Source organism: Rhodococcus sp. 14-2470-1b (assembly GCF_002259415.1).
Lineage (GTDB): Bacteria > Actinomycetota > Actinomycetes > Mycobacteriales > Mycobacteriaceae > Rhodococcoides.
Genome location: NZ_NPFY01000022.1, coordinates 1 through 21,933, shown reverse-complemented (window position 1 = coordinate 21,933; position 21,933 = coordinate 1). Strand labels below are relative to the sequence as shown.

At 63.6% G+C, this 21,933-nt stretch carries 22 protein-coding genes; 5 read left to right on the top strand and 17 right to left on the bottom strand.

Annotation, left to right across the window (positions count from 1 at the left end; genetic code table 11):
- Window positions 1-11 precede the first annotated feature (11 nt).
- The 15 genes from tuf to CH293_RS16575 all read right to left on the bottom strand — a co-directional run bounded on the left by tuf (window position 12) and on the right by CH293_RS16575 (window position 17,196).
- On the bottom strand, window positions 12-1,202 hold the full coding sequence (gene tuf, locus CH293_RS16645; protein WP_019665491.1) for an elongation factor Tu: 1,191 nt from the start codon (window positions 1,200-1,202) through the stop codon (window positions 12-14).
- A gap of 123 nt (window positions 1,203-1,325) precedes the next feature.
- Window positions 1,326-3,437 (bottom strand): elongation factor G, encoded by a 2,112-nt coding sequence (gene fusA, locus CH293_RS16640; protein WP_019665492.1) that lies wholly within the window; start codon window positions 3,435-3,437, stop codon window positions 1,326-1,328.
- 135 nt (window positions 3,438-3,572) lie between these two features.
- Window positions 3,573-4,043: a 30S ribosomal protein S7 gene (gene rpsG, locus CH293_RS16635; RefSeq protein ID WP_003941856.1), complete on the bottom strand. Its 471-nt coding sequence runs from the start codon at window positions 4,041-4,043 to the stop codon at window positions 3,573-3,575.
- Window positions 4,043-4,417, bottom strand: coding sequence for a 30S ribosomal protein S12 (gene rpsL / locus CH293_RS16630; RefSeq protein ID WP_008714048.1), 375 nt, complete (start codon window positions 4,415-4,417; stop codon window positions 4,043-4,045). The genes rpsG and rpsL overlap by 1 nt, the downstream gene beginning before the upstream one ends.
- 301 nt (window positions 4,418-4,718) lie before the next feature.
- On the bottom strand, window positions 4,719-5,237 hold the full coding sequence (locus tag CH293_RS16625) for a DUF3558 domain-containing protein (protein ID WP_094720857.1): 519 nt from the start codon (window positions 5,235-5,237) through the stop codon (window positions 4,719-4,721).
- Complete coding sequence (locus CH293_RS16620; protein WP_094720856.1) at window positions 5,234-5,746, bottom strand: DUF3558 domain-containing protein; 513 nt, start codon at window positions 5,744-5,746, stop codon at window positions 5,234-5,236. The genes CH293_RS16625 and CH293_RS16620 overlap by 4 nt, the downstream gene beginning before the upstream one ends.
- A gap of 35 nt (window positions 5,747-5,781) precedes the next feature.
- Window positions 5,782-7,170, bottom strand: a complete 1,389-nt coding sequence (locus tag CH293_RS16615; RefSeq protein WP_094720955.1) for a guanine deaminase — start codon at window positions 7,168-7,170, stop codon at window positions 5,782-5,784.
- 129 nt (window positions 7,171-7,299) lie between these two features.
- Window positions 7,300-7,923 (bottom strand): TetR/AcrR family transcriptional regulator, encoded by a 624-nt coding sequence (locus CH293_RS16610; RefSeq protein ID WP_026347861.1) that lies wholly within the window; start codon window positions 7,921-7,923, stop codon window positions 7,300-7,302.
- A 35-nt stretch (window positions 7,924-7,958) separates the two neighbouring features.
- The gene (locus CH293_RS16605) at window positions 7,959-8,726 is read right to left on the bottom strand and encodes an enoyl-CoA hydratase family protein (protein WP_094720855.1); all 768 of its coding nucleotides are present in this window, start codon (window positions 8,724-8,726) and stop codon (window positions 7,959-7,961) included.
- A complete protein-coding gene (locus CH293_RS16600; RefSeq protein ID WP_094720854.1) occupies window positions 8,726-9,886 on the bottom strand; it encodes an acyl-CoA dehydrogenase family protein in 1,161 nt (386 codons plus the stop codon). Before CH293_RS16600 ends, CH293_RS16605 begins: the two co-directional genes overlap by 1 nt.
- A gap of 115 nt (window positions 9,887-10,001) precedes the next feature.
- Window positions 10,002-11,957 carry a biotin carboxylase N-terminal domain-containing protein gene (locus CH293_RS16595; protein ID WP_094720853.1) on the bottom strand — a complete coding sequence of 652 codons (1,956 nt, stop codon included), beginning with the start codon at window positions 11,955-11,957 and terminating at the stop codon, window positions 10,002-10,004.
- Between the two features lie 4 nt (window positions 11,958-11,961).
- Entirely contained in the window at window positions 11,962-13,560 is a 1,599-nt protein-coding gene (locus CH293_RS16590) for an acyl-CoA carboxylase subunit beta (protein ID WP_094720852.1), read from the bottom strand.
- Complete coding sequence (locus CH293_RS16585) at window positions 13,557-14,705, bottom strand: acyl-CoA dehydrogenase family protein (protein WP_094720851.1); 1,149 nt, start codon at window positions 14,703-14,705, stop codon at window positions 13,557-13,559. Before CH293_RS16585 ends, CH293_RS16590 begins: the two co-directional genes overlap by 4 nt.
- A complete protein-coding gene (locus tag CH293_RS16580; protein WP_094720850.1) occupies window positions 14,702-16,402 on the bottom strand; it encodes an acyclic terpene utilization AtuA family protein in 1,701 nt (566 codons plus the stop codon). The genes CH293_RS16585 and CH293_RS16580 overlap by 4 nt, the downstream gene beginning before the upstream one ends.
- Window positions 16,399-17,196, bottom strand: coding sequence for a TIGR03084 family metal-binding protein (locus tag CH293_RS16575; protein ID WP_094720849.1), 798 nt, complete (start codon window positions 17,194-17,196; stop codon window positions 16,399-16,401). The genes CH293_RS16580 and CH293_RS16575 overlap by 4 nt, the downstream gene beginning before the upstream one ends.
- A 92-nt stretch (window positions 17,197-17,288) precedes the next feature.
- Here CH293_RS16575 and CH293_RS16570 point away from each other — a divergent pair, with 92 nt between their 5' ends.
- Window positions 17,289-18,344, top strand: coding sequence for an endonuclease/exonuclease/phosphatase family protein (locus CH293_RS16570; protein WP_094720848.1), 1,056 nt, complete (start codon window positions 17,289-17,291; stop codon window positions 18,342-18,344).
- Window position 18,345: 1 nt separating this feature from the next.
- On the opposite strand, the gene CH293_RS16565 is transcribed toward CH293_RS16570, so the two are convergent.
- Window positions 18,346-18,804, bottom strand: a complete 459-nt coding sequence (locus CH293_RS16565; RefSeq protein ID WP_094720847.1) for a MarR family winged helix-turn-helix transcriptional regulator — start codon at window positions 18,802-18,804, stop codon at window positions 18,346-18,348.
- 61 nt (window positions 18,805-18,865) lie between these two features.
- Here CH293_RS16565 and CH293_RS16560 point away from each other — a divergent pair, with 61 nt between their 5' ends.
- Both CH293_RS16560 and CH293_RS16555 read left to right on the top strand, forming a co-directional pair.
- Complete coding sequence (locus CH293_RS16560) at window positions 18,866-19,270, top strand: VOC family protein (protein WP_094720846.1); 405 nt, start codon at window positions 18,866-18,868, stop codon at window positions 19,268-19,270.
- 37 nt (window positions 19,271-19,307) lie between these two features.
- A complete protein-coding gene (locus tag CH293_RS16555) occupies window positions 19,308-19,985 on the top strand; it encodes a haloacid dehalogenase type II (RefSeq protein ID WP_094720845.1) in 678 nt (225 codons plus the stop codon).
- 20 nt (window positions 19,986-20,005) lie between these two features.
- On the opposite strand, the gene CH293_RS16550 is transcribed toward CH293_RS16555, so the two are convergent.
- Window positions 20,006-20,485 carry a DUF4188 domain-containing protein gene (locus tag CH293_RS16550; protein WP_094720844.1) on the bottom strand — a complete coding sequence of 160 codons (480 nt, stop codon included), beginning with the start codon at window positions 20,483-20,485 and terminating at the stop codon, window positions 20,006-20,008.
- A gap of 84 nt (window positions 20,486-20,569) precedes the next feature.
- On the opposite strand from CH293_RS16550, the gene CH293_RS16545 reads away from it, so the two are divergent.
- A complete protein-coding gene (locus tag CH293_RS16545) occupies window positions 20,570-21,223 on the top strand; it encodes a MerR family transcriptional regulator (RefSeq protein WP_094720843.1) in 654 nt (217 codons plus the stop codon).
- Window positions 21,220-21,633: an ASCH domain-containing protein gene (locus tag CH293_RS16540; RefSeq protein ID WP_094720842.1), complete on the top strand. Its 414-nt coding sequence runs from the start codon at window positions 21,220-21,222 to the stop codon at window positions 21,631-21,633. The genes CH293_RS16545 and CH293_RS16540 overlap by 4 nt, the downstream gene beginning before the upstream one ends.
- Window positions 21,634-21,933: the final 300 nt, after the last annotated feature.

Genomic DNA, 21,933 nt, shown 5'->3' with positions numbered 1-21,933 from the left:
GTGGAGCTAGATCACTTGATGATCTTGGTGACGCGACCGGCGCCGACGGTACGACCGCCCTCGCGGATAGCGAAACGCAGGCCCTCGTCCATGGCGACCGGCTGGATCAGCGTGACGGACATCTCGGTGTTGTCACCGGGCATGACCATCTCGGTGCCCTCGGGGAGGGTCACGACGCCCGTAACGTCCGTGGTACGGAAGTAGAACTGCGGGCGGTAGTTGTTGAAGAACGGCGTGTGGCGGCCGCCTTCGTCCTTGGACAGGATGTAAGCGTTGCCCTCGAACTCCGTGTGGGGAGTCGTGGTGCCCGGCTTGATGATGACCTGTCCACGCTCGACGTCTTCGCGCTTGATGCCACGAACGAGGAGGCCGACGTTGTCGCCTGCCTGACCCGAGTCGAGCAGCTTGCGGAACATCTCGATGCCGGTGACCGTGGTCTTGGTCGAGCCGGGGCGGATGCCGACGATCTCGACCTCTTCGTTGACGTTGATCGCGCCACGCTCGATACGACCGGTGACGACGGTTCCACGACCGGTGATCGTGAAGACGTCCTCGACGGGCATGAGGAACGGCTTGTCGGTCTCACGGACGGGGTCCGGGATGGAGTCGTCGACAGCCTGCATGAGCTCTGCAACGCTCTCGGCCCACTTCGGGTCACCCTCGAGTGCCTTCAGTGCGGAGACCTTGACGACCGGTGCGTCCTCGTCGAAGTCCTGCGCAGCGAGAAGCTCGCGGACCTCCATCTCGACGAGCTCGATGATCTCGTCGTCGTCGACCATGTCGGCCTTGTTCAGGGCGACGAGGATGTACGGAACGCCGACCTGCTTGGCGAGGAGCACGTGCTCACGCGTCTGCGGCATCGGGCCGTCCGTAGCTGCCACGACCAGGATTGCGCCGTCCATCTGGGCAGCACCGGTGATCATGTTCTTGATGTAGTCGGCGTGTCCCGGAGCGTCGACGTGCGCGTAGTGGCGCTTGTCGGTCTGGTACTCGACGTGGGAGATGTTGATCGTGATACCACGAGCCTTCTCCTCAGGCGCCTTGTCGATCTCGTCGAAGGCCGAGGCCTCGTTGAGGTCCGGGAACTTGTCGTGCAGAACCTTGGTGATTGCTGCCGTCAGCGTCGTCTTGCCGTGGTCAACGTGACCGATGGTCCCGATGTTGACGTGCGGCTTCGTCCGCTCGAACTTCGCCTTCGCCACTGTGTGTCCTCCTGGACTGTTGGTGCTTGCTTGAAATGCAGCAGTGCGGTTGTCTCGTACAGCTCTTTTGAGCTGCATGGTCGTGCGGTGTTACGGATCCAGCGTGTCCAGCTCGGGAGAGATTTACTCTCCGGTCGCCTTCGCGATGATTTCCTTCGCGACGTTCGCGGGAACCTCGGCGTAGGAATCGAACACCATGGAGTAGTTAGCGCGGCCCTGAGTCTTCGACCGAAGGTCTCCGATGTAGCCGAACATCTCCGACAGCGGAACCTGTGCCTTGACGACACGAGCGCCACTACGTTCCTCCATGGCCTGAATCTGACCACGGCGGGAGTTCAGGTCGCCGATGACCTCACCCATGTAATCCTCGGGGGTCGTGACCTCGACGGCCATGACGGGCTCGAGAATGACCGGGCTGGCCTTCTTGGCGGCTTCCTTGAACGCTTGTGAGCCGGCGACCTTGAAGGCCATTTCCGACGAGTCGACGTCGTGGTAAGCACCGTCGAGCAGTGTGACCTTGACGTTGACGAGCGGGTATCCGGCGAGGACACCGTACTGCATGGCGTCCTGAGCTCCGGCGTCCACCGAAGGGATGTACTCCCTCGGCACACGACCACCGGTGACCTTGTTCTCGAACTCGTAGGTCGCACCGTCTTCGCCCTCGAAAGGCTCGAGACTGATGATGACCTTCGCGAACTGGCCGGAGCCACCGGTCTGCTTCTTGTGGGTGTAGTCGAGCTTTTCGACCTTCTTGCGAATGGTCTCGCGGTACGCAACCTGCGGCTTACCGACGTTGGCCTCGACCTTGAACTCACGCTTCATGCGGTCGACCAGGATGTCGAGGTGGAGCTCGCCCATGCCGCCGATGACGGTCTGGCCGGTGTCCTCGTCCAGTTTCACCGAGAAGGTGGGATCCTCTTCGGCGAGCTTCTGGATAGCTGTTCCCAGCTTCTCCTGGTCGGACTTGGTCTTGGGCTCGATGGAGACCTCGATGACCGGGTCCGGGAAGGTCATCGACTCGAGGATCACCTGGTTCTGCGGATCGCAGAGGGTGTCACCCGTCGTCGTGTCCTTCAGACCGATCACGGCGTAGATGTGACCTGCCGAAGCGGTCGCGATCGCGTTCTCCTTGTTGGAGTGCATCTGGAAGAGCTTGCCCAGACGCTCCTTCTTGCCCTTGGTCGAGTTGATGACCTGAGCGCCGGAGTCGACCTTGCCCGAGTACACGCGGACGTAGGTCAGCTTGCCGAAGAAGGGGTGGGTCGCGATCTTGAACGCGAGAGCCGAGAACGGCTCGTCGGCAGACGGCTTACGAAGGAGGAGTTCCTCTTCGTTGCCGGGTGCGTGACCCTGGACCGACTCGACGTCGAGAGGCGACGGGAGGTAGTCGATGACCGCGTCGAGCATGGGCTGAACGCCCTTGTTCTTGAACGCAGAGCCACAGAGAACCGGGTACAGCTCGCTGTTGACGGTCATCTTGCGGATGGCGCCCTTGATCTCGTCGATCGAGAGCTCTTCGCCACCGAAGAACTTCTCCAGCAGAGCTTCGTCGGACTCGGCGACGATCTCGAGGAGTTCCTGGCGGTACTGCTCCGCCTTCTCCTGGAGGTCGGCCGGGATGTCCTGAACCTCGTACTTCTCACCGAGCTTGGTCTCACCGCTCCAGACCTTCGCCTTCATCTCGACGAGGTCGACGATGCCTTCGAAGTCGTTCTCGGCGCCGATGGGCAGCTGGATGACCAGCGGCTTGGCTCCGAGGCGGTCCTTGATGGTCTGCACGGTGAAGTAGAAGTCAGCGCCCAGCTTGTCCATCTTGTTGACGAAGCAGATGCGCGGGACGTCGTACTTGTCGGCCTGACGCCAGACCTGCTCCGACTGCGGCTCGACGCCTTCCTTGCCGTCGAACACTGCGACGGCGCCGTCGAGAACACGCAGCGAACGCTCGACCTCGACGGTGAAGTCGACGTGTCCGGGCGTATCGATGATGTTGATCTGGTTGTCGTTCCAGAAGCACGTCGTGGCAGCAGAGGTGATCGTGATGCCACGCTCCTGCTCCTGCTCCATCCAGTCCATCGTGGCTGCGCCGTCGTGGACCTCACCGATCTTGTACGAGATACCGGTGTAGAAGAGGATGCGTTCGGTAGTGGTGGTTTTACCAGCATCGATGTGGGCCATGATGCCGATGTTGCGGACCTTGTTGAGGTCTGTCAGCACGTCCTGTGCCACGGAATTCATCCCGCCTTGTAAGTCGAAGAAGTGGGACTGGGCCAGCTTGTCACCAGCATGTGAACGGTGAGCCGGGCCGGACCAGGTACTCGGTACAACGCCGGAAAGGTGCGGAAAGTTTCGCCGCACCCTTCCGGCCGGAAGTCACCAGCGGTAGTGCGCGAACGCCTTGTTGGCTTCAGCCATCTTGTGCGTGTCCTCGCGACGCTTCACAGCGGCACCGAGGCCGTTGCTGGCGTCGAGAAGCTCGTTGGCCAGACGCTCGACCATGGTCTTCTCACGACGAGCGCGCGAGAAGGTGACCAGCCAGCGCAGTGCCAGCGTGGTCGAGCGACCGGGGCGAACCTCGACGGGGACCTGGTAGGTCGCGCCACCGACGCGACGGCTGCGAACCTCGAGGGCCGGCTTGACGTTGTCGAGTGCACGCTTGAGCGTGACGACGGGGTCGGTGCCGGTCTTCTCACGAGCCTGCTCGAGAGCCTGGTAGACGATGCGCTCGGCGGTGGACTTCTTGCCGTCGAGAAGGATCTTGTTGACGAGCTGCGTGACCAACGGGGATCCGTAGACCGGGTCGTTGATCAGCGGCCGCTTGGGTGCTGGGCCCTTGCGTGGCATTAGCTCTTCTCCTTCTTGGCGCCGTAGCGGCTGCGAGCCTGCTTGCGGTTCTTGACACCCTGGGTGTCGAGCGAGCCGCGGATGATCTTGTAACGCACACCCGGGAGGTCCTTCACACGACCACCGCGAACGAGCACCATGGAGTGCTCCTGCAGGTTGTGGCCCTCACCGGGGATGTAGGCGGTGACCTCTACCGAGCTGGTCAAGCGCACACGCGCGACCTTACGCAGAGCAGAGTTCGGCTTCTTCGGAGTGGTGGTGTACACGCGAGTGCACACACCACGACGCTGGGGACTGCCCTTGAGGGCAGCGGTCTTCAGCTTCGCAACCTTGTCGGTGCGACCCTTGCGGACCAGCTGGTTGATAGTTGGCATGAACCGGCTTTCTTTGTGTCGCGAGTCTTCTTCTCGAAAGACCCAGGGATCTAGCAGTTGGAGCAAGAGAACACTGCTCCTCACCCGTACTACTGTCGTTCTTGTACTGCATACCGCGGGTCTCTTGCACCCCGCGGTCGGGTGTGTCGCATACCCCCACACGGCAGCCGCATCGCACGCTCGGAACTGAACATGAGCACGGCTGTACCTCGCATAGGCACACAGACGGACCGGCCAGGCCGGACACGACCCATAACGATACCCGGCGGCGCGCCTTCGGGTCAAAACGGGCCCCGCCGTGCTACCGACTCAGATCGATCGTCAGATCCATCAGCGTCGTCGCAGCCTCACATGGATCAGGCGCGCCCGATCCAGGCAGGTACTGCACCCACCATCCGACCACTCCGGAGTCCGGAGACCCGGCCGTGACACCGCAGGACGTCGGCTCGTTCGGCGGCTGGGTTCGAATTGCCTTGCGGCCCTGCACGGTTATGTCCTGGACCAGGTACATCATCTTCTCGTTGGCCTCGCGCTCGGCGTCGAGCGAGCCGTTCTCGAACCAGTTGAACGTCACCTTCACGATGCCGTTGGGACCGGCCACGTCCCACCGGCAGATCGCCCCGAAGAAACCGCGAGCGATGGCGTCGCCACCCACCGTCGCGGCGATCCGATCGTCGGCGACGGCGTCGCATTCGGTCAGGAGATCTCGGAACTCCGTGTCGCCGCCGCTGGCGAACGTTTCGGGTGTCGCGGTGCCCTGAACCGTCGTGCTGCATCCCGCCAGCAGCACGACGAGCGCGGACATCCACAGCCGTTTCACTGCGCGCGCTCCACGGTGAGGGTTGCCAATCGAGTGGCGACGTCGCACGGATCGGACGACGGCGGCTGGTCACCGTACGTAACCGACCAGTGCATGAAATCCTTCCCGAACTGGACCCCGACCTCGCACAGGTAGTTGTCCGTGGCCGCGGAGAAACCAGGGTTTCCGTCGATCTCGATGTCGTCGGCGGGTCGACCGATCAGCTCGGACCCGGACCGCTCCCGATCGATGGGGCTGCCGCGGTACCAGGAGAAACTCACCGAAGGGCCGGTGCTGCCCGCGACCTCCCACTCGCACCCCACCGAATTCCTCGTGATCATCGTGAATGCAGGCACGGCGAAGGTACTCAGAATTTCGTCGTCGTTCACCGAACCGCACTGACCGAAGAACGGACCGGCCTCCCCCGGAGACGCCGACGTGGAGTTCTGCTGCGGCGACGCGTCGTCACCCGATCCGCATCCGGCCAGCCCGGCAGCGAGCACACCCAGGAGAATCACCGTCCGCCGCATGGTCTTCAGACCCTACCCAGTCCGACCGACACGGATCAGACGGAGTCGACGCGTCGACCCTGCACGTAGACCTCCGTGATCGCAGGCTCGCGCATCGCCATGAGCAGGGCGAACAGAGTCTGATCGCGTGCCATGTCCGGGTCCACGGAACGGATGCCACGACGCATCAGATCGTCGAGGGGCTGCCACTTCGCTGGATCGACGACGATGAAATCGGCTTCCTTGCCCACATCGAGGTTGCCGATGCGGTCCTCCATGTCGAGCGCCCGCGCGCCGGCCAGGGTGCCGGTGAAGAGCAACTCGGCGGGATGCAGGGACACGCCCGCGTCTCCGGGTTCGGAGATGTGCACCTTGTACGCGTCACCGAGCACGCGAGAGAGGAGGAACTCGTCACCGCCTCCGTAGTCGGAACCGAGGGCGATGTTCACCCCTGCGGCCACGGTTCGGTTCCACGGCATCGTGCCCGATCCGAGGAATTGCTGCGATGTCGGGCAGTGCGCGATGGACGTGCCCGTCTCCGCCATGCGTGCGAGCTCGTCGTCCTGACAGTGCACGGCGTGGGCGAGAATGGTCCGCCTGCCGAGGAAGCTCTTGCCACCGGCCGCGGAGCCGGGGAGGAACTTGCCGTCGTAGGTGTCGAGGTACGAGTCGACCTGGTAGGTCTCCAGCGTCGTCGCGATTTCGCCCGTGCCGGGCCTGTTGTTCTCGTTGAGGTGCGTGTGGAAGTAGACGCCGCGGTCCCGTACGGAGTCGTACAGCTCGCCGAGGTTCCTCAGTGTCTCCGTGGTCACCGACAGCGAGAACCGTGGAACGACCGCGACGTGCAGCAGAGCGGTGTCGACGTCACCGGTGTCGGCGGCGTGCCACTTCTCGATCTCCTCCGACACCAGCCGTACCGCGTCGTGTTCGGTGGTCACGAGTGACTTCGCCGAGTCGGGGCCCGTCGTCTGCACTCCCCTGCCGCTGACGACGCGCAATCCTCTCCGAAGGGTCTCCTCGAACAAAGCGTCCTGCGCGTGCGGGAACGCCGACCCGAACACCATGGCCTGCGTCGTACCGGCCGCGATACGTCGATCGCAGAACGCGGCCGCCGCCTCCGCCGCGAACTCCGGGTCCTCGAACATCGATTCCGACGGGAAGATGCAGGTGTTCAACCACTCGAGCAGCTGCCCGCCGCCGTAGGCGTCCCCAGCGAACGTCTGCGGGAAATGCACGTGAGTGTCGACGAACCCGGGAAGAAGAAAACCAGGACGATGGTCGACGACGGTGCCGCCACCGACCGTGACCGCGTCGAACGGTCCCGAATAGGTGATGACACCGTCGGCGTCGAACACCAGGGCACCGTCGGGTATCGAGACCAACGCACCCGCAGCAGCGGTCACCGTCGGCGATCCGGCGATATGGAAAACATGGCCCCGATGTATTTCAGGTGCGCTGTGTTTTTCAGGTGCGCTAGGTATTTCAGAGGCGCTGTGTATTTCAGGTGCGCTGCGTATCCGACTCACGGTGAGAGCGAACCACGAACCGGGCACCGCCGCAGATCGAGCGCTCGCCTACCCGGCCGCGGTGGTGGCGTGATCGATTTTCAGGCTTGCGTCGAGGACGCCTGCCCATGCCTTGACGATTTCGCTGCGTCGGCGTGAGTCGTCGCTCAGGACGTCGGCGAGGCCGAGCCCACGTGCGAGGTCGAGGGTCGCCTGCACGAGCCGGTGTGTCTGCGGGTCGCTGTCGTCGGCGCCGAGTTGGTCGACGGCCATGCGGTGGGCCACTCGACCGAACTTCTCCTCGAGCGGCAGCACCCTGGCCCGCATGTCCGGGTCCGCGGCGGCAGCGGTCCACACCTGCAGGGCCGCTTTGAACACGGAACCGGTGTAGTACTCGACGAGCCGCTCGACGACGCGTTCGGTGCGGGCCGGGCCGTGTGGCAGCGCCGCGGATTCACGGCGTGCGTCGTCCATGCGGGTGTCGAACATGTAGTCCAACGCCGCGGTGATCAGGTCTTCTCGGGTGGGAAAATGGTGCTGGGTCGCCCCGCGGGAGACTCCTGCTCGCGCCGCGACGACGCCCACCGTCGTCGGGCCCCATCCCTGCTCGGCGAGCGAGTCGATAGTGGACTCCAACAGCCGCTGACGCGTCGCCCTACTTCGATCCTGCTTGGGTTCCCGCGCCGTCACCATCGGTCCTGCTTCTCCCTACTTCTGCACTGGCCCGCTCATTCCGCGGGCGCCACTCGCGAGGCCACCCACCTGGGCGGTCGCTTCTCCAAGAAGGACATCATCCCCTCTCGCGCTTCCTCGGATGCAAACAGCCTCGCAGAACGGTCCGACAAGTCGGTTCCGTGAGCGTCGAAGTCCGCCAGAATCGCAGACGTCGTGAGCCGCTTCGACTCGGCGAGGCCCTGCGGGGATCCTTTCCGGAGAGACTCGAGAATGTCGCCGACGGTGGATGCCGGGTCGGCTGCGGCCTCGCTGATCAGGCCGATGGCCTCGGCCTCGTGGGAGCCGAACTTCTCACCGGTGACGAAGTAGCGGCCTGCCGCTCGGGAGTTCATCCGCGGCAACAGCGTCAACGACACGATGGACGGGGCCAGACCCAGGCGGGCCTCCGTCAGGGCGAATGTGGAGTTCGGTCCTGCGACGACGATGTCGCATGCACCGACAAGCCCCATGCCTCCCGCGCGCACGTGCCCGTCGATCTGTCCGACGACGGGCTTCGGGGTTTCGAGGATTGCACGAAGCAGTCCGAGCATCTGGGCCGTGCGTCCCTCGACGGTTCCGCCGGCTTCGGTGAGGTCGGCCCCCGCGCAGAACGTTCCACCGGTGTGGGTGAGGACGATTGCCCGAACGTCGGGATCCTCGCCCGCATCGTGCAGCCCTGCCGTCAGTTCGTCGACGAGGGCCGTTGACAGGGCGTTCCTATTGTGCGGGGTGTCGAGGGTGAGGGTGGTGACCGCGTCGACTGTATGTACCTGAACTGCCATCAGTACGACCTGGGTAGTCCGAGGGAATGTTGGGAGACGAAGTTGAGGATCATTTCCCGGCTGACCGGTGCGACCCTCGCGATCCGCGCTGCACCGAGCATGGCGGCGAGACCGTATTCCTCGGTCAAGCCCGCCCCGCCGTGGGTCTGGATGGCCTGATCGAGCGCTTTGATACTCGCTTCCGCGGCCGCGTACTTGGCCATGTTGGCGGCCTCGGCAGCACCGAAATCGTCGCCGGAGTCGTAGAGAACGGCCGCTTTCTGCATCATCAGCTTGGCGAGCTCGAGTTCTATCTTGACCTGGGCGAGCGGATGCGAAATCCCCTGGTGCGCACCGATCGGCGTCTTCCACACCGTGCGCTCGTTGGCGTATTTCACCGCCGCGTCGAGTGCGTAGCGGCCCATCCCGACGGCCATCGCCGCGCCGAGAATGCGCTCGGGATTCAGACCTGCGAACAGCTGCATCAGCGCAGCGTCGGCCTCACCGACGAGGGCCTCTGCCGGGAGCCGGACGTCGTCGAGGAACAACGTGAACTGGTGATCCGGCTCGATGATGTCCATCTCCATCCGAGTCTTCTGGAAGCCCTCGGAATCGGTGGGGACGATGAACAGCGCCGGCTTCAGCTTGCCGGTCTTGGAATCTTCGGTGCGGGCGACGATCAACACCGCGTCGGCCTGGTCGACGCCGGAGATGTAGATCTTGCTGCCCTTGAGGATCCAGTCGTCACCGTCTCGCCTGGCGGTCGTGGTGATCTGGTGCGAGTTGGATCCGGCGTCGGGTTCGGTGATGCCGAAGGCCATGATCTTCGAACCGTCGGCGAGAGCGGTGAGCCACGTCTGCTTCTGATCCGCCGTGCCGTACTTCCCGATGATGGTGCCGCAGATCGCCGGGCTGACGACGACCAATAGCAACCCCGCCCCGTGTGCCGCGAGTTCCTCCTGGACGAGGGCGAGTTCGTAGATCCCTGCGCCTCCGCCGCCGTACTCCTCGGGCAGGTTCACGCCGAGGAATCCGAGTTTGCCTGCCTCGTTCCACAATTCGCTGAGGGGTTCACCCTTGCGAGCCTTCGGCAGCACGTAGTCGATGTAGTTGTAGCGCTTGCCGAGCGAGGAGACCGACGTCCGCAGGCCCTTCTGCTCTTCGGTTTCGATGAAACTCATGATTCTCCTTTAAAAATGGTCATTCCGCGGGCTCCACTCCTGCTGAAATGGTCATTCCGCGGGCTCCACTCCTGTTGAAATGGTCATTCCGCGGGCTCCACTCCTGTTGAAATGGTCATTCCGCGGGCTCCACTCCTGCTGTTACGACTGCTAGGACGGCGCCGACCTCGACCTGCTGGCCTTCGGAGACGTTCAGTTCGGTGAGCACGCCGTCCGCCGGCGCAGTGACGGTGTGTTCCATTTTCATTGCTTCGAGCCACAGGATCGGCTGCCCGGCCGTGACGGTGTCGCCCTGCGCTGCAGCCACTCTGACGACGCTGCCCGGCATCGGAGCGAGCAACGATCCGGCTGCGACTTCCTCGGTGGGATCGACGAACCGCGGCGTTTTGGTAAGCCGCACCGGACCGAGCGAGGAGTCGACGAAGACATCCTGTCCGTGCCGCGCGACGTGGAACGTTCGACGAAGCTTGTTGTCGTCCAGCACCACTCGATTCGGAGTGCTCTCGATCAGCGCGACGCCGTCGAGATCGGTCTTCAGGCCGTAGCGCCCGAGGGTGTATTCGACAATCTCATCCCCGTACTGCTTTCGCTGCGGCTGCGACGGGAGGTTGCGCCAGCCGCTGGGGAGCCCCTTGTTCACACGAGCGGACGCCCGATTGTGGGCGGCGTCGGCCAGCGCGGCTGCCAGCGCCGAGAGCCGCACTGCACGTCCCTGAGCGATCGGCTGCGCCAGGACGTCCAGACCGTGGGTGTCGAAGAACGCCGTATCGGTGGCACCGGCGAGGAATGCCGGGTGCTGCAGGACGTTGACGAGTAGATCGCGGTTGGTGACCAGCCCGTGAATCGTGGCTTTCTGCAGTGACTTCGCCAGCAGATTCGCGGCCTGCTCTCGGGTGGGCGCGAACGAGATCACCTTCGCGAGCATGGGGTCGTAGAAGGTGCCCACGTGTGACCCTGTTTCGACGCCGGAATCCACACGGATTCCGGACTCGTTCAGCACGGAGAACCGCTCACCGGGGATGTCGAACGTGTGCACCGGCCCGCTCTGGGGCTGCCAGTCCTGACTGGGATCCTCGGCGTACAGCCGAACTTCGATGGAGTGCCCGCGTGTCGTCGGCTGATCTGCGGGGAGCGGCTCTCCCGATGCCACGCTGATCTGCAACGCGACCAGGTCGAGGCCAGTCGTGCACTCGGTGACGGGATGCTCCACCTGCAGACGGGTGTTCATCTCGAGGAAGAAGAAGTTGCCCTTCTCGTCGGCGAGGAACTCAACGGTACCTGCGCCCTCGTACCCGATGGCCTCGGTGGCGAGTCTGGCGGCGTCGAACAACCTCTCGCGCATTCCGTCGATACGTTCGACGAGCGGTGAGGGCGCCTCTTCGACCACTTTCTGGTGCCGACGCTGGATGGAGCATTCGCGTTCTCCGACCGTCCACACGGTTCCGTGACGGTCGGCCATGACCTGGACTTCGATGTGTCGGCCGGTTTCGATGTACCGTTCGACGAACACCGTTCCATCGCCGAAGGCCGAAAGCGCTTCTCGCCCTGCCGTCTCGATTTCCCGCTGCAGGTCCTTCAGATCGCGGACGATACGCATGCCGCGTCCACCACCCCCCGCCGAGGCCTTGACGAGCACCGGCAGTTCGTTCTCGGTGACCTGCGACGGATCGAGTTGCGTCAGGACCGGCACCCCGGCGTCGGCCATCATCGCTTTGGACTCCACCTTCGAGCCCATGAGTTCGATCGCTTTGACGGGTGGCCCGATCCATGTCAGTCCGGCGTTCTGGACCTGCTGGGCGAATTCGGCGTTCTCGGAGAGGAATCCGTAGCCCGGGTGAACTGCGTCGGCGCCTGCTTGTACGGCTGCTGCGATGACGAGTTCACCGCGCAGGTACGTCTCGCCGGGCGAGTTCCCCGGCAGGTTGACCGCGACGTCGGCTTCCCGGACGTGCGGGGAGTTCGCGTCGGCGTCGGAGAAGACTGCGACGGTGTCGATGCCTTCGGTGCGGCAGGTGGCGAAGACGCGGCGAGCGATTTCACCGCGGTTGGCGACCAATACAGAAGTGATCATTGCTTCACATCCGGAAGACGCCGAAGTTCTCGGTGCCTTCGATCGGGGCGGTGGCAATGGCCGACAGGCACATTCCCACCACCGTGCGGGTGTCACGGGGGTCTATGACGCCGTCGTCGTAGAGGCGTCCGGAGAGGAACATCGGCAGCGACTCGGCTTCGATCTGGTTTTCGATCATCGCGCGCAGGCCTGCGTCGGCCTCCTCGTCGAATGCTTGCCCGCGGGCTTCCGCGGCGGCTCGCCCGACGATGGAGATGACGCCCGCAAGTTGCGCGCCGCCCATGACCGCGGATTTGCTACTGGGCCACGCGAAAAGGAACCGGGGATCGAAGGCCCGGCCGCACATGCCGTAGTGACCGGCACCGTACGACGCTCCGAGCAGAATCGAGATGTGCGGGACCGTGGAGTTCGAGACGGCGTTGATCATCATCGAGCCGTGCTTGATCATGCCGCCTTCCTCGTACTCCTTGCCGACCATGTAGCCGGTGGTGTTGTGCAGGAACAACAACGGCGTGTTCGAGCGATTGGCAAGTTGAATGAACTGGGTTGCCTTCTGCGATTCCTCGCTGAACAGGACGCCACGTGCGTTGGCGAGGATGCCGATGGGGTAGCCGTGCAGTTCGGCCCAGCCGGTGACCAACGACCCGCCGTACATCGGCTTGAACTCGTCGAAATCGCTGCCGTCGACGATGCGGGCGATGACCTCACGGGGATCGAACGGGATCTTCAGATCCGTCGGTACGATGCCGAGCAGGTCCTCGGGATCGGCGAGCGGTTCGATGACCTCGGCTCGCGGCTCCGGGCCCTTCTTCTTCCAGTTGAGTCTCTTGACGATGCTGCGACCGATGCGGATGGCGTCCTGCTCGTCGACCGCGAAGTAGTCGGCAAGACCGGACTTGCGGGCATGCATCTCGGCGCCGCCGAGGGATTCGTCGTCGGAGTCCTCACCGGTCGCCATCTTGACCAGTGGCGGTCCGGCCAGGAACACCTTGGAACGTTCCTTGATCATGACGACGTGATCCGACATGCCTGGAATGTAGGCGCCGCCGGCCGTGGAGTTGCCGAAGACCAGTGCGATCGTCGGAATTCCTTTGGCGGACAACTGCGTCAGGTCGCGGAACATGCGTCCGCCCGGAATGAACACTTCCTTCTGAGTCGGCAGATCGGCACCACCGGACTCGACGAGGGAGATGACCGGCAGCCGGTTCTGCGTCGCGATGTCGTTGGCGCGGAAACCCTTCTTGAGCGTCCACGGGTTACTGGCACCGCCGCGCACCGTCGGGTCGTTCGCGACGATGAGGCATTCGACACCGCTGACGACGCCGATGCCCATGACCGTGCTCGCACCGACAGGAAAGTCGCTGCCCCAGGCGGCAAGTGGGCACAGCTCGAGGAACGCCGAATCCTCGTCGATCAGGAGTTCTATTCGTTCACGCGCCAGGAGCTTGCCGCGCTTGCGATGCCGCTCGACGTACTTCTCACCGCCACCGAGAAGCGCTTTGCCGTGCTCGACGTCGATCTCGGCGAGTTTGGTGTTCATCGCTTCGGTGGCACCGGTGAATTGCTCCGACGCGGTGTCGAGGGTGGACTTCAGCACGCTCATGCCTGGTACCCCAATCGTTTTGCAGCCAGTCCGGTCAGGATCTCGGTGGTGCCTCCGCCGATACCGAGGATGCGCATGTCGCGGTACTGACGTTCGACTTCGCTCTCCCGCACGTAGCCGAGGCCGCCGAACAACTGGACGGCCTGGTTCGCGACCCATTCGCCGGATTCGACGGCTGTGTTCTTGGCGAAGCAGACCTCGGCGATGAAATCGTTGTTCTCGGTCATGGATCGTTCGACGATGCTGCGTGTGTAGACGCGAGCGATGTCGATCTTGCGGGCCATCTCGGTGACGGTGTTCTGTACGGATTGCCGCTTGATCAATGGCTTTCCGAACGTCTCGCGGTCACGGACCCACTGCAGCGTCAAGTCGAGGCACCGCTGAGCGCTCGAATATGCCTGCGCAGCAAGCGCGATGCGTTCGGTCAGAAAGGCTTGCGCGATCTGTGCGAAGCCGGAGTTCTCCGCGCCGACGACATTGCTCACGGGCACACGAGCGTCGACGAAGGAGAGCTCTGCCGTGTCCGACGCCCGCCAGCCCATCTTGTCCAGCTTGCTCGTCACCTCGAATCCAGGAGTGCCCTTCTCCACGACCAGCAGCGAGACCCCTCCGGCGCCGTCACCGCCGGTGCGGACCGCCGTGACCACGAAATCCGCGCGGCACCCCGACGTGATGTACGTCTTCGCACCGTTGACGACGTAGTGATCGCCATCCTTGACGGCCCTCGTCCGCAGATGTCCGACGTCGGATCCGCCGCCAGGTTCGGTGATCGCGAGCGATCCGATCTTCTCACCCGCGAGGGTAGGGCGTACCCACTTCTCGATCTGGTCCGGATCACCCGCGGCCACCAAGTGCGGCAACGCAATTCCACTGGTGAACAGCGAAGCGAAGAGTCCTCCCGACGCGCCTGCCTGGTGCATTTCCTCGCAGATGACGACAGCGTCGGCAAGGTCGCCCCCGTCGCCGCCGACCTCCTCGGGGAAGCCCGCTCCGATGAGACCGAGAGCCGCGGCTTTACGGTGGAGATCGCGTGGGAGTTCACCGTCCGATTCCCACTGGTTCAGGTGCGGCAGGATGTCCTGTTCGACGAAACTGCGCACGGTCTTGCGGAGTTGTTCACGCTCCGTCGTTGTCCACATGGTCATATCTGTCCTTGGAATACGAGAGTTTCGGGAATGGCGATGTGCCGGGACCTGAGCCATTCGCCCAACCCCTTGGCCTGCGGATCGAACCGCGCCTGCGATGCGACGCCTTGGCCGAGGATGCCTTCGATGACGAAGTTGAGGGCCTTGAGGTGCGGCAGTACATGCCGGGTGACGGTGAGGTTCGAGGCTTCGGGGAGCAGCGACTTCAGTTCTTCGACGGTGAGAGCGTGAGCCAGCCAGGCGAATTCGTCGTCGCTGCGCACCCACACTCCGACGTTCGCGTTGCCGCCTTTGTCGCCGCTCCGTGCGGCGGCGACGGTACCGAGTGGCACTGTGATCGTCGACTCGCCAGGACGTTTCGGCGGAAGTTCGGGCTCCGGGAGCGGTTCGAGTACTGCCGTGTCGGTGGCCGATGGAATGTCGACCCGGGTGCCGTCGGCGAGGGTGACCGCGTGCGGGACCTCGCCTGCATCGACGTATCCGGCGGTGAAGACACCGAACGGCGCACCGTGTCCGGGTGGCGCGGTCAACGAGAATCCGGGATAGCTGGCGAGAGCGAGCTCCACTGCTACCGATGAGAACTGGCGGCCGACGATGTTCGGATCACTGTCACGGGCCACGCACCTCAGGAGCGCGCTTGCGGTTTCCTCGGTGGGCGCGTCGGGCTTGTCGGTCCGCACCAGCGTCCATTCGAGTTCCTTGGGTCTGGTCGGCAGCCAGGATTCGAATTGCTTCTGCGCGAGTTCGGCTTTCGCGTCGATGTCGAGACCGGTCAGAACGAGGGTGAACTCGTTGCGGAATCCGCCGAGCGAATTGAGCGAGACCTTCAGCGTGGGCGGCGGAGCCTCGCCTTTCACCTGGGAAATCCTGACGCGGTCGCTGGACTCCTGAGTCAGCACAGCGGTGTCGATACGAGCTGTGACGTCGGGGTTCGCGTATCGCCCGCCGGTGATCTCGTAGAGCAACTGCGCGGTGACGGTTCCGACGCTGACTGCGCCGCCGGTGTCGTCGTGCTTGGTGATGACCGACGATCCGTCGGCATGGATCTCGGCGATCGGGAACCCGGGACGGCCCATGTCGGCGATCTCGGTGAAGAACGAGTAGTTACCACCCGTCGCCTGGGTGCCGCATTCGATGACGTGACCTGCAACCACGGCGCCGGCCAGAGCGTCGTAGTCGGTTCTGTTCCAACCGAAGTGGTGCGCCGCGGGGCCGACGATGACCGAGGCGTCGGTGACGCGGCCGGTGACGACGACATCGGCGCCGGACTTCAGTGCTTCGACGATTCCCCACGCGCCGAGGTAAGCGTTGGCGGTGAGAGGGCTACCCAAGCCGAGCTCGTCCGCACGGGACAGGAGATCGTCGCCGTCGACGTACGCGATTTTCGCGCCGGAGCCGAGCTGGGTCAGCGCGTCGGCGAGGCCTTTCGGGTTGAGTCCGCCGGCGTTCGCGACGATCTTCACGCCCCTGTCGAGAGCGAGACTCAGGCAGTCCTCTACCTGGCGGAGAAAGGTTTTGGCGTATCCGCGGGATGAGTCCTTCATACGGTCACGGCCAAGGATGAGCATCGTGAGTTCGGCGAGGTAGTCGCCGGTGAGGTAGTCGAGTTCACCACCTTCGAGCATCTCTCGCATCGCGGAGAGTCGGTCACCGTAGAAACCGGAACAGTTGCCGATTCTGACGTGGGGGGTACTCATTTCGGGGATCGTCCTGGTCCTGGAGGGCCTGCGAAGGCTTGGGCGATGGTGAGCCAGTGCTGGGCGTCGGCGCCCTCGGCGCGAACGTCGAGGTCGTCCCGATGGGCGCGCTGGGTGACGAGCAGGCAGAAGTCCGCCGCCGAGCCGGTGACGCGCTGAGACGCGTCACCGGGGCCCCAGGTCCAGAGCTCACCCAAGGGGGAGGTCAGCTCGACCCGGAACGGCTCGGTCGGCGGGGTCTGTTGGTTGACGGCGTAGGCGAAGTCGCGGGTTCTGACTCCGATGTGCGCGACGCCTCTGATGCGCTCGGTGGGCTCGCGGCGGACGCCGAGTGCGTCGGCGACGTCCTGTCCGTGCGCCCACGTCTCCATGAGTCGGGCCGTCGCCATCGAGGCAGCGCTCATCGGCGGACCGAACCATGGGATCTTCACTCCGGCGGGCACCGTCGCGAGGGCATCCGTCATTGCGTGACGACGTGAGCGCCAGGTTTCGAGGAGGTCGTGCCGCCGCGCCTCTTCCTCGGCCGCGACGTCGACGAAACCGGTCGGATCGGACCAGGCTTGCTTCAGAACGATGTCGAACTCGGCTTTGGCGCGATCGTCTCCTGCAGCACCCGACGTCGTGCGCTCGGCGACATTGTCCGTCCAGGACAGATGGCCTATCTGATGGGCGACGGTCCAGCCCTCGGCGGGCGTGAGCGTCGACCATTGTTGGTCGGTCAGGTCGCTGACCAGGGCGTCGAGGTCGTCACCCTCGGCGCGGAGGTCATCGATGATCGAGTCGAGGTCGGCCATGGGAATAGCTTCACACCACACCGCATAAAAAGCAAGCAAGCCTGCTTGTTAATTTACATGTTGTTCAGACAAGGTCGGTACGGTCTCCGATCGTGAAGACCGCCGGACTTGCCGCCGCCCTACTTGCCACTGGACTCATCGCCGGATGTTCGACGTCGGGAGCGAGCGACGCCGAGCCCCGTCAGGTGCGCGTCGCGACGTTCAATGCAAGCCTCAACCGACCAGCCGAGGGTCAGCTGGCCACCGAATTGGAAGGCGAGAACGCGCAGGCGCGTGCCGTCGCCGACGTGATCGACGAAATTTCGCCGGATGTTCTGTTGATCAACGAATTCGACTATTCGCCCGAGGCACTGGATCTTTTTCGTGAGAACTACCTGGGCGGCGCGTACCCCCACTCCTTCACGGCACCCGTGAACACCGGCGTCGACTCCGGACTCGACCTCGATTCCGACGGTGCTCGCGGTGGACCGAACGACGCATTCGGTTTCGGGCAGTTTCCCGGCCAGTACGGCATGGTCGTGCTGTCGAAGTTCCCGATCGACACCTCCGGCGTTCGAACATTCCAGAACTTCCTGTGGAAGGACATGCCGGATTCGCTTCTACCTCGCGACTACTACGGCGCGAACTCGGACGCACTGCGCCTGTCGAGCAAGTCGCACTGGGACGTGCCCGTCGACATCGACGGAAAGACCGTGCACGTTCTGGCCTCGCACCCGACTCCCCCGTCGTTCGACGGACCGGAGGACCGCAATGGAAAACGCAATCACGACGAGATCCGCCTCACCGCCGACTACATCGACGGCGCCGAATACTTGTACGACGACAACGGTGTTCGCGGAGGCTTGACGCAGGACGCATCGTTCGTCGTTCTCGGCGACCAGAACAGTGATCCGGTCGACGGCGACTCGGTAGCAGGGTCGATTCAGCAATTGCTCGACAACCCTCGCGTCCAGGATCCGGCGCCGATGTCAGGACCCGAAGGCAACACCGACACGGCAGACTTTTCCGACCCGATTCCCGGCGACCTGCGCGTCGACTACGCATTGCCGTCGAGCGACCTGACCGTCACAGGCTCGGAGGTGGTCTGGCCGACCGATGCGTCGCACCCCTCGGATCACCGAATGGTGTGGGTGGATCTGGAGCTCTGACTCAGGATGCGTCTCCGCGGTCGTTGAGCGATCGGATCATTCCGCCGAGGAGCCGGAACGCCGTCTCGCGTTCGTCGCCGGACATACCGGCCAGCATCCGGTCCTCCACGGACCTGACCGCGGCAGTCGCCTTCTCGAGCTCCCGCCGGCCGTGTGCGGTGAGCCGAGCCGGAAGGGCCTTTCCGACGGGAGCCTCCGTCGGCCTGACGACGACCCCGTCCCGTTCGAGAGCCTGCAACAGCACGTTCATCGATTGCCTGGTGACGAAGGCGCCGCGGGCGAGTTCGGAGTTGGACAGCCCCGGCCGCTGAGCAAGTAGTTCGAGGCACGAGTAGTGCGTCACGCTCATCCCGAGCGGCCGAAGGACTTCCTCCATCGAGGTCCGCAGAACACTGGAGACTTCCTTCAGCAGGTACCCCAACGAGGTGTTCAGGTCGATCCCTCGGTCGGCTTGACTCATGTCAGTATTCTGACATAGATTTGTTCGTGTCAGATAACTGACACGCATCGAAGGAGTCTCCATGGCAGTCACCGGCCCCGATTTCATCTCCCTCCAAGTACGCGACCTCGCCGCATCGCAGGCGTTCTACGAGAAGTACCTCGGCCTCGTTCGTTCGCAGGCCGGCCCACCCCACGCCGTGGTCTTCGAGACCACTCCCATCGCTTTCGCTCTGCGAGAGATCGTCGCCGGAACCGATCTCGCCTCCGCGGACCGGCCGGGCATCGGCGCCGCAATCTGGCTGCACGCCAACGACGTTCAGTCCATCCACGACGCCCTTGTAGCGGACCAGGAGCGGAGTGCGCAGAGCGACCCCGACAGCAAGACTCAGATCATCGTGTCGGAACCCATCGACGGCCCCTTCGGCCGCACCTTCACCTTCGCCGACCCCGAGGGCTACCACATCACCCTCCACGATCGCGCCTGACGGTTCGGCCAGGGCTCTCGTCGGTACCATCGATGCCATGGGGGTCTACGACGCGTATGTCTTCGATATCCAGGGCACACTGTTCGACTTTTTCGGGCCGGTAGCCGACGCCTTGTCCGAATGGATGGACGACGAAGTCGTCGGCGATGCAGTGCGAGCCTGGCGCCAGGACTATTTCGAGCGAACGTCCACCCTGACGCAGTCGGCCGAGCATTGGCAGCCGGTGCAGAACGTCTACCGAGACGGGCTGGATTCGGTCGTGAAGAAACTCGGGCTACAGATCCCTTCTCCTGCCCGGACGGCGTTGGCCGAAACATGGAAGAACCTGCGGCCGTGGCCCGATTCAGTGGACGGCCTGCGAGATCTACGACAGACCTCGGTAGTCGCGAGCTTGTCCAACACCGACATGGCGACCATGGTGCATCTGTTCAAGCGAGCCGGGATGGACTGGGACGCAGTGCTGACCGCCGAAGTGTTCGGCGCTTTCAAGCCGGCTTCTTTCCTGTACGAGCGAACGTGTCGTTACCTCGGGGTCGAACCCGACCGTGCAGCGATGGTCGCATCACACCCGTACGACCTCCGGGCCGCCAGGGCCGTCGGCATGAAGACCGTGTTCGTTCATCGCCCGTTGGAATTCGGCCGAGTCGATCGTTCGGTGGACGATGCGAGGGGCGAGTTCGACCACAGAATCGACAGCATTGCGGACATGCCCTGACGGAGGATGCCGTCGCACAGTCATTTCGAGATTCGGACCCGTGCTGATTCGGTTCGTTTTCCGACTACGACGGAAGTTCCCGCGGCAGCCAACCCCATGATGGGCATGTTCGAGTAGATCGACTCGTGATTGCCAGGGCCCACCCGATAGGTCTCGTGATAGACGCCGACGTCACCGCTACTGCCGACTCTGGTGTTGAACGCCCTCCACGACGGCAAGTGTGGATCACTCGGGTTCCGGGCGAACGCCTCGAGCAGATCGAAGCTCCGCCAGTACTGGACCACCGTTACCGTACGTCCGCCGAAGGACAGGCGAGCGCCCAAGAGCCCCTTCTCCGGATGCTTCCGCAACTCGCGCAACATTTTCGGCATGGCGACGAACGGCGGAAACCACTTGTGCACCTTCCACAGCTTGTTTATCCGCATGCCGATGAGAAAGACGACGAAATCTCCGTCCATCGAGGCCGTGTAGCGGCCGGGTTGCACTCCGTTGCGGTTCACGATGTCGAACCTCCAGACTATGGATAGAAGAACTATCTATAATAGATAGTGATACTCTCCGTTCGTGAAGTCAAGGGTGCTCGGATGAGGATCTCCGAGCTGAGCAAGCACTCCGGCGTGTCGACAGCCTCCATCAAGTTCTACCTGCGCGAAGGCCTCCTCCCCGCAGGCAAGCAGACCGCACCCAATCAGGCCGACTACAACGACCAGCACGTACGACGGTTGCGTCTCATCCGCGCCTTGATCGACGTCGGCGGACTCTCCGTTTCCGTCGCCCGCGCCACCCTGGCAACGATCGATCACGAATCAGCCTCCGCTCACGACACGTTCGGAGCAGTGATGCACGGGCTGGACGACATAGAACCCGACGACGCGACAACGGACGTCGCCCGAACCTACGACGAAGTGCGAGAATGGATTTCCGCGCGTGATTGGCACGTGGACCCTGCGGCCCCCGCTCCCTTCAGGCTGGCAGAACTCATGGCGACGTTGAGACGCTTCGACTTTCCGATCGACTTGAACTACTTCGACGACGTGGCCGACGCTACCGAGGCAACTGCCTGGGGTGAGGTGAACTACGCCCGTACGCGACCAGACCGCGCCTCCGCCGTGGAGGCCATGGCCATAGGAACCGTCGTGATCGGACAGGCCGTGAACGAGATACGCCGAATTGCGCTCGAAGCCATCAGCTTTCGAATTCAGAACACCGGCGATGACTCTCGGACTGTTACGCCATGACCCAGCTACCCGCAGTAGAGTTCGCCTTCCCCGGTCCGCTGCGCGACTCCCTCGTGGCCTCTGTCCTCGACGGCAAGAAGACATCGACGACGGGCTTGGTGGCCGACTACACAGCAACCGGTGACCCCATTCCGGCCGTCGGCGATCGATTCTCGGTCATTGATTCGTCCGGGAAACCTGTCGGTGTCATCGAAGTGACGGGAGTGCGCATCGTGCGACTCGCCGACGTTTCACTCGACCACGCCATGGCCGAGGGCGAAGGCCACCGCTCGATAGCCGACTGGCGGCGCGGCCACGAATCAATCTGGCACTCTACGGAAATGCGCTCGGCACTGGGCGATCCCACCTTCACTGTCGACGACGACACGAAAGTAGTTCTGGAATCCTTTCGACTGATCCAGCCCCGCTAGTCGGACGGCGCCTTGTAAGCATTTTTGTCGGTGTCGTGTGCTAGCAGCTCGAAATTCGAAAACGGTTGCCCCACAACCCGAAAGACCTTGCAACCGAACAGAACGGGCGGTACATTCGAACATACGTTCCCATGAACCGGGGGGTTCACCACATGCCACACACCACGCCCAGCAGATACGCCCGCTACCTGGGCCCACACACACCACCCACCATCGACCCAACACTCCTGACCGAACTCACCGACGCAGCCAGAGAAGAAAACAAAGCCTGCGCACGCAAAGTCGCCCACGCCGCACACA

Excerpts from the sequence above, each read along its gene's own strand:
- fusA (WP_019665492.1), bottom strand. The coding sequence starts at position 3,437 with ATGAATTCCGTGGCACAGGACGTGCTGACAGACCTCAACAAGGTCCGC.
- rpsG (WP_003941856.1), bottom strand. The coding sequence starts at position 4,043 with ATGCCACGCAAGGGCCCAGCACCCAAGCGGCCGCTGATCAACGACCCG.
- rpsL (WP_008714048.1), bottom strand. The coding sequence starts at position 4,417 with ATGCCAACTATCAACCAGCTGGTCCGCAAGGGTCGCACCGACAAGGTT.
- CH293_RS16620 (WP_094720856.1), bottom strand. The coding sequence starts at position 5,746 with ATGCGGCGGACGGTGATTCTCCTGGGTGTGCTCGCTGCCGGGCTGGCC.
- CH293_RS16610 (WP_026347861.1), bottom strand. The coding sequence starts at position 7,923 with ATGGTGACGGCGCGGGAACCCAAGCAGGATCGAAGTAGGGCGACGCGT.
- CH293_RS16605 (WP_094720855.1), bottom strand. The coding sequence starts at position 8,726 with ATGGCAGTTCAGGTACATACAGTCGACGCGGTCACCACCCTCACCCTC.
- CH293_RS16600 (WP_094720854.1), bottom strand. The coding sequence starts at position 9,886 with ATGAGTTTCATCGAAACCGAAGAGCAGAAGGGCCTGCGGACGTCGGTC.
- CH293_RS16595 (WP_094720853.1), bottom strand. The coding sequence starts at position 11,957 with ATGATCACTTCTGTATTGGTCGCCAACCGCGGTGAAATCGCTCGCCGC.
- CH293_RS16590 (WP_094720852.1), bottom strand. The coding sequence starts at position 13,560 with ATGAGCGTGCTGAAGTCCACCCTCGACACCGCGTCGGAGCAATTCACC.
- CH293_RS16585 (WP_094720851.1), bottom strand. The coding sequence starts at position 14,705 with ATGACCATGTGGACAACGACGGAGCGTGAACAACTCCGCAAGACCGTG.
- CH293_RS16580 (WP_094720850.1), bottom strand. The coding sequence starts at position 16,402 with ATGAGTACCCCCCACGTCAGAATCGGCAACTGTTCCGGTTTCTACGGT.
- CH293_RS16575 (WP_094720849.1), bottom strand. The coding sequence starts at position 17,196 with ATGGCCGACCTCGACTCGATCATCGATGACCTCCGCGCCGAGGGTGAC.
- CH293_RS16565 (WP_094720847.1), bottom strand. The coding sequence starts at position 18,804 with ATGAGTCAAGCCGACCGAGGGATCGACCTGAACACCTCGTTGGGGTAC.
- CH293_RS16560 (WP_094720846.1), top strand. The coding sequence starts at position 18,866 with ATGGCAGTCACCGGCCCCGATTTCATCTCCCTCCAAGTACGCGACCTC.
- CH293_RS16555 (WP_094720845.1), top strand. The coding sequence starts at position 19,308 with ATGGGGGTCTACGACGCGTATGTCTTCGATATCCAGGGCACACTGTTC.
- CH293_RS16545 (WP_094720843.1), top strand. The coding sequence starts at position 20,570 with ATGAGGATCTCCGAGCTGAGCAAGCACTCCGGCGTGTCGACAGCCTCC.
- CH293_RS16540 (WP_094720842.1), top strand. The coding sequence starts at position 21,220 with ATGACCCAGCTACCCGCAGTAGAGTTCGCCTTCCCCGGTCCGCTGCGC.